We start from the raw sequence: 11,876 nt of genomic DNA on the forward strand, positions 1-11,876 counted from the left end.
CCAGGGACGCGCTATGTGATCTGCACAATCACCGGCCCTTCCGTCACGACAGGCGGGTTGGCGTGGATATGCGAGGCATTTTTCTGGATCCATTCGCGCGCTATTTTCAAGCTCGCATCGGCGCTGGCCTTGTCCGTGCAAACAGTCACCGCCGTACCGCCATCGCCAGTGTCCAGCAGTGTGTAGCTGATGAGGCCAGGCACTGCACGCAGGGTCGCTTCGACATCGACTTTGTGCTCTTCCAGACTATCGAAAAGCTGCCTTGCCCCAGTACCCAGGTAGGTCCTGATAACCGCATACATGATCGTCTCCTTTGGGCGTGACTGTCTGGTTCCAATCCGGGATGGCCATCACCCAAAACCAATCCGTCCCGATGTATTGAGTTTAGCCAAACGCCAGTACCGGGCAGCTTGCAACGACCACCGGCTCGCTCCCACACAGCCCCTCGCCCTATCGACGCTCTTTGATGATTTAAGCAACGGGCTTTCAGAACTTTTCCCTGAATATCGGTCTATGTGAACAAGCACATTCGCCCGGCAAGCGCGCACCTGCGTGTTTACCGCAACGAGATGGCCACCTATCCACTTGTTCATCAGAGGTTCTCTTCGCCATGAAATTCCTTGACCCACGGATGGTGCTCATCGGCCTGTTCGCGTTCGCGGCAGTGGGCCCGGCATCAGCAACACAAATGAGGACCTCAACCCCTGTTTTCGCCACTGAAGTCGCCACCGTTCAGGCTCCGGCTGCCGTCAGCCCCTGGCCGACCCTGAGCAGCATGACCGGCGAACAGCCAGGCAAGCTGATTGCCCGTGACGACCGATACTGGCATGACGGCCGCTGGCACTCGCGTAACGACGATTGGCGCCGTGACAATTGGCGCAGGGAGCAAGCCCGCCGGGAAGCCGAACGCCGTCGTGACTGGGAGCGCCACCATGATCGGGACAAGCGCCACCGCTACGAGGACAACCAACGCTACTATCGTCGCTAAACAGCCCCCTGCCTTGGGTGCAGCGCGTTGGCCAGGCGCACCATGGACGACTCGATTTCATAAGCGGTCAAGGACGAGTAACCCAATAGCCAGCCCTGTTTCTTCTCATCACCGGCGTACAGCCGGCTGAGGCCGGACAGCTGCACCCCTGCGCTGGCGGCCTGGCGGATGGTTTTCTCCTCCGACCAGCCATCGGCAAGCAGACAAGGGATCTGCAACCCGCCCTGGGGGCGCAGGGCTGTGACAATTCCGTCCAGGTGTTTGCCAATGGCGTCGAGCGTGATGGCTCGACGTGCGCCATAGAGTTTGCGCATGGCCCGGACATGGGCGTTGTAGTGGCCGTCTTCCATAAAGCGGGCCAGTGTCAGCTGCAAGATTTGTGGCGTGTGACCATCCATGATGCTGCGCGCGTAGGTGAACGCCTTGACCAACTCGGGGGGCAGAATCATGTAGCCCATTCGCAACCCGGGGTAGAGCGTTTTGCTAAAGGTCCCCAGGTAGATCGTGCGCTGGTACTTGTCCAGACCCTGCACGCAGGCGGTCGGCTGCCCGTCGTAATGAAACTCGCTATCGTAGTCGTCTTCGATGATCCACTTGCCCTGCTCCGCAGCCCAATTGACCAGTTCAAGCCGGCGCTCCAGCGCCAGCGTCGCCCCCGTGGGGTATTGATGAGAGGGCGTGACATAGACGCAATTGGCGCCGCTGCGGTCTGCCCGAAGCAGATCCGTGCGGATGCCCTGTGCATCGACGTCAATGCCCACCACCCTGGCCTCTGCCATTTCAAAGGCTTTCCTGGCGCCGAAATAGCCTGGATTTTCCAGCAAGATCGGTTTACCGGCGTCTACCAGCAGTTGGGCACACAGGAACAGGGCCTGACGAGTACTGCTCAACACCAGGATCTGGTCCGGTGAACACCTGGCCCCGCGTTCGAGGTTCAAGTAGGTGGCGATGGCCTTGCGTAGCGGCTCGGCACCTTGCGGGTCACCATGCAGCAGCACGCTGGCGTGATGGTCCTTCATGACCTGACGTTGCAGGCGCCCCCACACATCGATGGGGAACGTGCGGGTTTCCGGCAGGCCGGTAGCAAAGGCCTTGATCACCTGCTGATCGCTCACCCCGCCGCTGCTTAAAATCATTCGCCCGCGCTGGCTCAGCCCCGCTCCCGGCACAACCCCGTTTTTGTTGATGTCCCGGGGCTTGATGCGCCTGCGCGCCGCGCCGTGCAATCGGGTACCAAGGGTTTCGCACACATAGCTGCCCGACCCCTCGCGCCGCACGATGAAACCATCACGGTGCAATTGGACATAGGCATTCTCCACCGTGTCGCGGGCAACGCCCAAAGCGCTGGCCAGGGCCCGGGTGGCGGGCAGTTTCAAACCCGGGTCAAGGGCGCCGTCGAGGATCAGTGCCCGCAATGCGCGCTGTATCCGCTGATGCAGATCCAGCAGCCGGAACTCGGCATCGTTGAGTCGCATTTTCAGCGTTTCCAGCTCGAAGGTTTTTGCCATGTGATCTGCCTGACTTCAAAAAATGGGCCTGAAATGGCCGGGGCAGTCTAGCCGTGGACTCTGGCCGCAGCTACGTCATTTACAAAAAGTGGTCTGGTGCACCACATAAAAGTGTTGGGGCAAGGCATGCCATTTTGGCGCTATAAATGGCGCCTCGCCCAAGGTCAGGCACCTCGCTTTGCAAGGAGCAAAGAAAACATGTCGTCTTCTGCACCCACGTCCCCCCTTCGCATACGCGATCTGGTCCACCCGATTGTTGCCGGCCTGATTTCAGTCATCGTCAACTATGGCGGCACGTTCATTCTGATCTTCCAGGCCGCCAAAGTGGCCGGGCTGAGCCCCGAGCTGACGGCTTCTTGGGTGTGGTCGGTGTCGATTGGCGTAGGCATTACCGGGCTGTTTCTCAGTTGGGTGACCCGCGAACCGGTCATTACCGCCTGGTCGACACCCGCGGCAGCCTTTCTGGTCGTCGCACTGGCAACCACGCCCTATGCCGAGGCGATAGGGGCGTACATCATTAGCGCCGCCGCCTTCGTGCTGTTGGGTTTGTCCGGCCAGTTCGAAAAAGTCATCCGCCTGATCCCGTCAGGTGTGGCCGCAGGTTTGTTGGCCGGTATCCTGCTGAAATTCGGTATCGGTGCGTTTGGCGGCATGAGTATTGACCCGGGGCTGGTGGGCTTGCTGATCGTCGCTTACGTTGTGCTCAAGCGCTTTACCGCGCGCTACGCCGTGGTGGGTATTCTGGGGCTGGGGCTGGCCTTCCTGCTGACTCAGGGGCGCGTGGATTTTTCGGGGCTGGAACTGCAATTCGCCGCACCGGTATTTACCCGGCCCGAGTTTTCGCTGGATGCGTTGCTCAGCGTGGCGTTGCCGCTATTTCTGATCACCCTGACCGGCCAGTACATGCCGGGCATGCTGGTGTTGCGCAACGACGGCTTCAAAACCAGCGCCAACCCTGTCCTGGTCATTACAGGGCTGGGGTCATTGCTCATGGCACCGTTCGGATCTCATGCGTTCAACATCGCCGCGATCACGGCAGCCATCTGCACCGGCAAGGAAGCCTCTGAAGATCCTTCCAGACGCTGGATCGCCGGCGTTGCTGCAGGCGTGTTCTATATCCTCGTCGGGATTTTCGGGGTAACGCTTGCCGCGGTGTTTATGGTCTTCCCCGCAACCTTCATCACTACCCTGGCGGGGCTCGCGTTGCTGGGCACGATTGGCGCCAGCATGGCCAGTGCCATGGCTGACGTTAAATCCCGTGAAGCCTCGCTGATCACTTTCCTGGCGTGCGCCGCCAACATTACGTTGTTCGGTATCGGTGGCGCGTTCTGGGGGTTGCTGATAGGTCTGTTGGCATACGCCGTACTCAACGGCCGTTTTGCGCGCCGCGAGCCGGTCGTCGCTACAGACCGGCCCTGACCCGGACCGGTCTGTCGTGTGCGCTTAGAAACACCACGCCTCAGCGGGGATGACGCGACAGAAGGGTCCAGCAAGTGACGCATTGTGATGGGCCACAATGGCTTCGGCCTTCAGCTCAGGGGTGTCGGAGCACGTATGACCGTCGGCGATCAGCACAGCATCGAACCCACTGTCTCGGGCGGCACGGCAGGTGCTGTCGACACAATATTGGGTTTTCATTCCGGCGATGACCACCCCTTGAACGCCAAGAGCATGTAGCTGATCGGCAAGGGCCGTCCTGACAAAGGCATTGGGTCGGCTTTTTTCGAAAATCACTTCGTCTCCCTGCAACACCAGCTCCGGCACCAGTTGCGTCAGCGGGCTTGCAGCGTCGAGCGGCGAACCCGGGGGACCGATATGACGGGCGAGAAAAATCGGGGCACCCGCACTCCGGGCTTTATCCAGCAGTTTGTTCAACGTGGCCAGCAGCGCTTCGCCACCCTGTGGCTTATCCGGGCCGTGAAGCAACCCGACCTGCATATCCAGAATCAACAGTGCATACATGGTGCATTTCCTTGCGTTTTAGCCAGCGACACAAGGGCAAAAAAAAGGCCCTTTCCATCACTGGCGGGCCTTTGAAGTTCGTGTGTTACTGGCTCACGACACCTCTCACGACCCGCCTCTGGCGGTCGTGGTGGTCGTGGTCAAGGCAATGCGTGGTTGATTCATGGAGCTGACAGTAGCTGCAGGGCGCCGGGCTGACAACCCGGCGCCGCAATGAAACCGTCAACACTAGCTGCGATACAGACCGGACATTGTGTATCCATGGTCAAAGAGACTCCTGTTTTTGGGGGTGTTCAGCATGTGCTCAAGCCCGAAGATCACCGCACCGCTTCTCCATCGCCTGAAAGATCAGGCCGGTGCAACGAACAGCATCGCCACGTGGCGCCCTTTCTTGAACTCAATCAGCCCCGCAATCGACCCCTGCGCAACACAGACCCGTATCAGGTTATCGCCCTCCATACGGTCGGCAAACGCCTGCGCAGCGGCCACCTTGGCAAAGGTTTCCACCCCCAGCGCCGACAGCGAGGGCGCAACCGTCAGCATAAACGCGTCGAGGCACAGGGCGCTGGCGCATGGCAAATCGTCATGGGTAAGTTTGCGTATCTGCACAGTAGCCGCCCTTGTCTGGAATAGTGCTAGGCGATCTTGATCACAACCTTGCCGAACGCACCTTTCGCCAGGTGTTCATAGGCTTCACGGGCCCTTTCGAACGGATATACCTGATCGATAACAGGTCGGATGTTGTGTTCTTCAAGGAATACATTCATGCGGTCGAACGACGAGCGCGGCGCTACCGCGATACCGCGAATGGTTGTCTGGCGGAAGATCAGTGGCATCAAATTGAGTTCAACGGTCTGCCCGGTCAAAAAGCCAATCTGCGCAATAAGCCCTGAGGCCTTGGTCGCGGCAACCGATTGATTGATGCCGCTGCCACCGGCCACGTCGAGGAGTAAATCCACACCCTTGCCGTCGGTGAGTTTCAGCACTTCGTCCGCCCAGTTCGGCGTGGTTCTGTAATTGATGCCGGCCACCGCACCCAGACGCTTCACGGCTTGCAGATTCTCGTCGCTACTCGACGTTGCAATCACCCTGGCGCCAAGGGCCGTGGCAATCTGCACCGCGAATATGGAGACCCCGCCGGTGCCTTGAACCAACACAGTCTGACCCGGTTGAATCTTTCCAAAATCGACCAACGAGTACCACGCGGTGAGCGCGGCGATTGGCAGTGTGGCCGCTTCTTCGTCGCTCATGTTGGCAGGTGCACCCACGGCGCTGTCTTCGTGGATGATCATGTACTCGGCCAGACCGCCAGGCAGTGGTGAGCCGAAGCAGTAATCCGGTTCGTTCGGTCCCGGCTCGCCATCCAGCCAACGGGAGTACAGGTGGGAATTGACCCGATCGCCGACCTTGAAACGCGTGACGCCGTCACCGACCGCGACCACAGTGCCGGCAGCATCGCTCACCGGGATCAGAGGTTTGGGCACCATGTGGGGTTCATAGATGCCGTCAACGATAGCCTTGTCGCGAAAGTTCAGCGACACGGCGCCGACCTTGACCAGTAACTCGCCGGCTTTCGGTTGTGGGGTCACAGCCTCGCCCAATTGCAGGTTGTCGAGTCCGAAATCTTTCAGTAACCAGGCTTTCATGGTGATTCTCCAAATGCACGTCAATGGTCGCAAACCGACAGCGGTTCGCCTTGGGCCATCTTTCGCTTTTGGCGGCGCGCAATAAATACGCAAAAAAAGACATGATTGTTCTATTCTGAGACAACAAACACTGCACGGCCTTCATTCATCCGGGGCTCACAGGGAAACGTCATGGAATTGCTGCAATCGATGCGACTGTTCGCCAGGCTGGCTGAGCTCGGTAGCTTCACGAAAGCCGCCGAGTCGCTGGAAATCGGGCGGCCCCAGGTCACCCGCTATATTCAGGAGCTGGAGAAGTCACTGGGCGTGCGGTTGTTCCAGCGCACAACGCGAAAAGTGGCGCTCACCGCCGAAGGCGAACTGTTCTATCAACGGGTACAGGAAATTCTTGCGGCTATTTCTGCTGCGACCACGATGTTTGATCGTACCGGGGCCACGCTCGTCGGCCGGCTTCGGGTCGATATCCCGACTGCGTTCGCACAAATGGAATTCATCAAATGCCTCAAAGAATTCACCGACACCTTCCCGGGCATCAATATGGTGCTGGGTGTCACAGATCGAGCCGTTGACCTTGTTGGCGAAGGAATCGACTGTGCATTACGCATAGGCGATCTGCCGGACTCAACCCTGATCGCTCGCCCCATCGCGATGGCAACCATGGTCACGTGCGCAGCGCCCGAGTACCTGAACGCCCACGGCAGGCCTGAGACCCTTGAGGATCTGGTTGCCCATCGAGGCGTCAACTTTCTGTCCGGCCAGAGCAACAGGACGTTGCCCTGGCATTTCTTGGTCCAGGGACAGGACCGAACATTTGTCAGTAGCACCGCCATCACTGTCACCGAGTCAAATGCGTATGTTCAGTGCGGCGTGTCGGGCTTCGGCATTATTCAGGCCCCGGGCATCACCGTCGCCGAGCATCTTGATAGCGGCGCTTTGGTGGAGATTCTGGAGTCCTGTCGACCAGCCCCCCGGCCTGTATCGCTGTTGTACCCGAGCCGAACTCACCTGGCGCCGCAAGTGCAGGTTTTTATCGAATGGCTGCAGGCGCGATTTCCACAGCTACATACCGCGTGGCTGGATCGTCAGGATGAGTAAGTGAGTGCATTGATGTAATTGGAAGAAAGCGGCTCAGCTCGAAAGCCTGCTTTGGCCGAGGCTCTGGAATTTCGGCCGACAATGCTCTAACCGGTGCTACCCCTTGGTCAGATCAACTAACGGCGTCTGCCGCACCTCAGTCTCCCGCCCACCCTGAATCTCGCTTACCTGCTTCAAGGCCTTATCCACAGCCGCCTTATCTGCCAATAAGCTGTAGCTGATGCGGAACTGCTTGTGTTCCTTCGGCCCAATTGTCGGTACCAGGTTCAGTGGCCGCTGAAAACGGCGATTGTAGGAAAAGCTTGTCCCCGGCTCCAGCCCCGTGACATAGCCTTGGCCTTGGGTATCGGTGTTTTTCCACAGGGAAAACACGGGCAGTGTCTGAGTGTTGAAGCCGACCGAAACACCCAGGCTGCCGGCCTTGTTATGCAACACGGTCAACGTATCGCCCTTGGCATCGGCATACGGCACCACGTTGTAAACCGTTTCGTCGTAGTCCTTGGTAGGTGCGCGGTAAGTTTGCCAATCGGGCAGGTCGCCCTTGGCCCTGTCGTTGAACGGCGACACCTGTTTCACCGGCGCAGCGAAACGGGCGCCCTGCTCCAGGAACGGGGTACTGAAGTTACTGTGATACAGCGCTTGGTATTCCTTCGGATAGTCGCCGTTGTTGGTCAGGGTGTCGTTGAGGGCGAACACTACGCTGCCGGGCTCGGTGACCAGTTCGGTCGCTACGGAGAAGTCGACCTTCTTGAACGCCTGCTCTTTCAGTTCGCCGCGAAGGGTGATGACGTACGGTGGTTTTTCATCGATATGCAGGGTGACTTTGTTCGCAGGAATGTTGGCGGCCCGACCGTGCAGGGTCAGCAGTTCGCCGTTGTCGACGCCGGGGTGGCCGACCCATTCGTATCCGCAGCGGGTGACCAGCTCATTGAAACCTTCCAGCCAGCCCAGACCACCGCGGCCATTAAGTTCGATGAAGGACGGGTTGACCACTTCCTTGACCGGCGAATCCCAGCCCATGCGCACATTACCAACCGAGGCCTGCAAGACATTCATTCCGCGAGTCGGCACTACCGAGAGTTTCATCGTACCGTTATCGATGTCCACGATGCTGACACCCTCCTGCCGACCGCCGTGCAAGGTGCGCAGGGTGACGCTGAAGGGCTTGTCGGTTTTTACGCCGAGCAGCTGGCTGGTGATCTGCCAGTTCTGGGCAGCCTTGTCGGTGTCGAGCAGAACGTAATCCCAGGCCATGGCGTTGGAGGCAACGGACAGTGCGCTGAGGGAAACAAAGAGTTTGAGCGGGGTCATGGGAGCAGCCTTTCTTGGAGTTGTGCCTTTTTATAGACTTGAAGAAACGTTTCAGCAAGCTTAAAAAGCGACACAAAGCCGGGAAATACCAAGAAAGATTTGGGGCAAATCGGGCAATTTAGTCAAGGGCACCAAAGCTGACAGAAAATTTTCTGACCCTACCCCTGCCGTAAAACTCACAAGCCGAGCGCCAACGCTGCCTGCTTCGCCACTCCAAGGGGGGGCGGGTTCAATATCGCAGGCCTGCCTCACGATCTCGATCCTGCGCGCGAAACGATCTGGCGCCACAGCGCTGAATTACAGGAAAAGCTGCTGAGCATTTAATCTTGGCGGGGAGGTCAATCTGTCTGCCTCCACGTCCTTTCACCCTGGCGCCTAAAGGCTAGAGTCCGGTGTGCAACTTTGCAGAACGCTGTCGCTCTTTTTCTCATTTTCCGGATTCTTTCCAAGGCAAAACATTTTCCGGTATTCAGACGGTGATGTGCCCAAGTGAGCGCCAAATTGTTGCCTTAAAGACAGGGGCGTTCCAAAGCCTGCTTCATCCGCGATGCATTCAATTGATAACTCCGTCGTTTCCAGTAGCGCCTGCGCCCTGAGCACACGTTCAGCGTTTAACCATTTGGATACGGTCGTGCCGGTGGCCTCCTTGAACCGACGGGTAAAGGTACGCCTGCTCATTTTTGCCATGTCAGCCAGGACATCGAGCGACAGATTACCGGCCAGATTCATTCGAGCCCACGCCAATACATCAGACAAATGAGTCTCACTGGAGAGTTGCGGTACAGGGTGTTCTACGTATTGAGCCTGGCCTCCCTGCCTGTGCGGCGGTGTCACCAGCAGTTTGGCGGTGCGGTTGGCGACATCAGCACCGAGACGCTGGCGTACCAGATGCAGGCAACAATCGATTGCCGCCACGGTTCCAGCGGAGGTCATGATGTTGCCGTCACTGACATAGAGCACCTCAGGCCGAAAACTGACCTCTGGAAAACGTCGCGCAAATTCGTCGCGGGCCACCCAGTGGGTCGTCGCCTCTTTCCCGTCAAGTAGCCCGGCATCGCCGAGCACAAATGCACCCAGGCATAACCCGACGATCAACTTGTCTTGGGAGTGGGCGAGTTGCAGCGCCTTCACAAGCTGTGCAGATGCGGCGACCGACGGATCACTCCACGCGGGAATGACAATTACGTCACTCGCCTCCATCAATTCCAGGCCGTGGGTTACAGACAGTCCAATGCCCTGGTCACTGCTCAGCATGCCTGGCACTTCAGCGCAGAAGTTAACCTCGTATTCAGGCTCACCCGGCGTGGTTTGAGCGGTACCCAATACAACGCCTGGAACAGAAAGGTGAAAAAGGCTCACGCCGTTGAACGCTAGAACTGCAACACGTATGGCTTGCATCAGGCAGCCTCAGAATGGGAAGACCGCTCACACGGAAGTTTTTTTCACGCCAAGAGATGCGCCAACTATCTTTGAGCCTCTCCTGCAGCGCTGATTACTTGGCCCGATTATATCGAAACATGTCATTCAGGCCACTGTTGGGCTCCAGAGCACTGGGCCAGAATGGTCTGCGCGATGTACCAACAGGATTCATCCCAGTTCACTCAGCATGAAGAAGATGCGCAGCTGATTCGTTCCCAGGGCTTCAAGAAAGCTTTGATTTAAACCGTGTGGGCCGAGGCAGAGGGCCGTTTTCTTACCCGTCAACTATCCCAGCCTCCGGGCATCATCACTTTGATTATTTGATCGGAGATCGTTCATGAAACAAGGTCTTGTAGTAGTTGATCTACAAAACGAATACCTGCCCACAGGCAAATTGCCTTTGAGCGGCATCGAGGCGGCTGTGGCGAATGCTCGCCGGGTCATCGACCATGCGCGACAGACAGGTATCCCCGTTTTCCACATACGGCACGAATCCGATAATGCGCAGGCCCCCATTTTCGTCAAGGGATCCAGCGGCGTGCAAATTCAGCCAGCAGTAGCCCCTGAGGGTGATGAGCCCGTGATTGTTAAAAAACACATCAACGCCTTTAGAGACACGGACCTCAGGAAGCAGCTGGATGCTTTCGATGTTCAGGATATCGTGGTGGTTGGTGCAATGAGCCACATGTGCATCGACGCGGTAGTACGTGCTGCGGCGGACATGGGTTATCCGGTTACTGTGCTGCATGACGCCTGTGCCACCCTGGATCTCACATTCAATGGCGTCAACGTGCCAGCCGCTCAAGTGCATGCAGCGATGATGGCAGCTTTTGAATTTGGGTACGGCACGGTTAAATCTGTGGATGACTATCTCTCGGCGTAAGCCCGCCGGGGAATGAACAATCACAACCTTGCATCATTTTTTTCGTTTTACCTCGCAGTGGAGACACACCACGCCCGACGCGAAAATCTTGCTCTTCACCCGTGTGAGTGCGGTTCAGTCCTTGATGTTTTTGAACAAGGGAACACCCTCTCTACCCTGCTTTGCGCAGTGCATTGGCAACCAGCGTAAATGCGGGTGAGGGTTGTCGGCGGCTGGGGTAATACAAATAGTAGCCAGAAAACGGTGGGCACCAATCTTCAAGCACACGCTGCAACCTGCCCTCGCGAAGATGCGGTTCTAACTCTTCCTCGGGCAGGTATGCAATGCCCAGCCCGGCCAATGCCGCATCCACGATATGGGTCGAGGTGTTGAAAATGAGCTGACCGCCTACCCGCACGTTCACTTGCCTGTCTTGCTGCTCAAAGTCCCATACATAGAGCCCGCCTGATGTCTGCATGCGTTGGTTGATACAGCCATGGCTCATCAAGTCGCGCGGATGTTCGGGAATGCCACGGGCAGCAAAATACGCTGGCAAGGCAACGGCAGCCATCCGCAATGGCGGGCCGATCGGGACTGCGATCATGTCTTTGTCGATGGTGTCACCCAGGCGTACGCCTGCATCAAAGCGATCAGCCACGATGTCCCTGAACCCGTAATTGACGTCGAACTCAACGTTGATGTCCGGGTATTCGTGTAGCAGTTCAGTGAGTCTGGGCAACAATGTCGTGCGTAAAACATGATCACCGCAGGTGATGCGTACGGTGCCCGCAGGCTTGTCGCGCATTTGCGTCAGGATATCCAGCTCCGCCTCGATTTCATCGAAGCGATTACCGATCGCTTTGAGCAGCCGCTCGCCAGCGACTGTCGGCGAGACGCTGCGGGTTGTGCGCGTCAGCAACCTGATCTGCAGGCGTGCTTCCAGCCCACTGATGGCTTGACTCAACGCAGATTGGGTAACGCCCAGCACACCGGCGGCGCGGGTGAAGCTGCCTTCGCGCGCCACTGTCACGAAAGACAGCAGATCGTTGAGGTTCCTTCTGACCATGGTGCGAAACGCCTTTTAT

General features: G+C 57.9%; 11 protein-coding genes and 1 pseudogene. 4 read left to right on the top strand and 8 right to left on the bottom strand.

What is annotated here, in order from left to right; genetic code table 11:
* Window positions 1-11: 11 nt before the first annotated feature.
* On the bottom strand, window positions 12-302 hold the full coding sequence (locus BLW11_RS17630) for a hypothetical protein (RefSeq protein WP_048361540.1): 291 nt from the start codon (window positions 300-302) through the stop codon (window positions 12-14).
* Between the two features lie 308 nt (window positions 303-610).
* On the opposite strand from BLW11_RS17630, the gene BLW11_RS17635 reads away from it, so the two are divergent.
* A complete protein-coding gene (locus tag BLW11_RS17635; protein WP_048361539.1) occupies window positions 611-988 on the top strand; it encodes a hypothetical protein in 378 nt (125 codons plus the stop codon).
* Here BLW11_RS17635 and pdxR read toward each other — a convergent pair.
* Complete coding sequence (pdxR, locus tag BLW11_RS17640; RefSeq protein WP_048361538.1) at window positions 985-2,496, bottom strand: MocR-like pyridoxine biosynthesis transcription factor PdxR; 1,512 nt, start codon at window positions 2,494-2,496, stop codon at window positions 985-987. The genes BLW11_RS17635 and pdxR overlap by 4 nt on opposite strands.
* A gap of 198 nt (window positions 2,497-2,694) precedes the next feature.
* On the opposite strand from pdxR, the gene BLW11_RS17645 reads away from it, so the two are divergent.
* A complete protein-coding gene (locus tag BLW11_RS17645) occupies window positions 2,695-3,915 on the top strand; it encodes a benzoate/H(+) symporter BenE family transporter (RefSeq protein WP_048361537.1) in 1,221 nt (406 codons plus the stop codon).
* 24 nt (window positions 3,916-3,939) lie between these two features.
* Here the strand turns inward: BLW11_RS17645 and BLW11_RS17650 are convergent, their stop codons facing one another.
* From BLW11_RS17650 to BLW11_RS17660, 3 genes and pseudogenes are all read right to left on the bottom strand, one after another.
* Complete coding sequence (locus BLW11_RS17650) at window positions 3,940-4,458, bottom strand: cysteine hydrolase family protein (RefSeq protein WP_048361536.1); 519 nt, start codon at window positions 4,456-4,458, stop codon at window positions 3,940-3,942.
* A gap of 354 nt (window positions 4,459-4,812) precedes the next feature.
* A pseudogene (locus BLW11_RS17655) lies at window positions 4,813-5,067 on the bottom strand (GNAT family N-acetyltransferase); the annotation flags it as partial.
* A gap of 26 nt (window positions 5,068-5,093) precedes the next feature.
* Window positions 5,094-6,104 (bottom strand): zinc-dependent alcohol dehydrogenase family protein, encoded by a 1,011-nt coding sequence (locus BLW11_RS17660; RefSeq protein WP_048361535.1) that lies wholly within the window; start codon window positions 6,102-6,104, stop codon window positions 5,094-5,096.
* Between the two features lie 189 nt (window positions 6,105-6,293).
* Here BLW11_RS17660 and BLW11_RS17665 point away from each other — a divergent pair, with 189 nt between their 5' ends.
* Window positions 6,294-7,199, top strand: a complete 906-nt coding sequence (locus tag BLW11_RS17665) for a LysR family transcriptional regulator (RefSeq protein ID WP_048361816.1) — start codon at window positions 6,294-6,296, stop codon at window positions 7,197-7,199.
* Window positions 7,200-7,295: 96 nt separating this feature from the next.
* Here BLW11_RS17665 and BLW11_RS17670 read toward each other — a convergent pair whose 3' ends face one another.
* Complete coding sequence (locus BLW11_RS17670) at window positions 7,296-8,510, bottom strand: aldose 1-epimerase family protein (protein WP_048361534.1); 1,215 nt, start codon at window positions 8,508-8,510, stop codon at window positions 7,296-7,298.
* A 375-nt stretch (window positions 8,511-8,885) separates the two neighbouring features.
* Window positions 8,886-9,908 carry a GlxA family transcriptional regulator gene (locus BLW11_RS17675; RefSeq protein ID WP_048361533.1) on the bottom strand — a complete coding sequence of 341 codons (1,023 nt, stop codon included), beginning with the start codon at window positions 9,906-9,908 and terminating at the stop codon, window positions 8,886-8,888.
* Window positions 9,909-10,266: 358 nt separating this feature from the next.
* Here BLW11_RS17675 and BLW11_RS17680 point away from each other — a divergent pair, with 358 nt between their 5' ends.
* Window positions 10,267-10,812, top strand: coding sequence for a cysteine hydrolase family protein (locus BLW11_RS17680; protein ID WP_048361532.1), 546 nt, complete (start codon window positions 10,267-10,269; stop codon window positions 10,810-10,812).
* A 151-nt stretch (window positions 10,813-10,963) separates the two neighbouring features.
* Here the strand turns inward: BLW11_RS17680 and BLW11_RS17685 are convergent, their stop codons facing one another.
* Window positions 10,964-11,857 (bottom strand): LysR family transcriptional regulator, encoded by an 894-nt coding sequence (locus BLW11_RS17685; protein ID WP_048361531.1) that lies wholly within the window; start codon window positions 11,855-11,857, stop codon window positions 10,964-10,966.
* Window positions 11,858-11,876 lie beyond the last annotated feature (19 nt).

The sequence above is a fragment of the Pseudomonas deceptionensis genome, from assembly GCF_900106095.1.
GTDB lineage: Bacteria > Pseudomonadota > Gammaproteobacteria > Pseudomonadales > Pseudomonadaceae > Aquipseudomonas > Aquipseudomonas deceptionensis.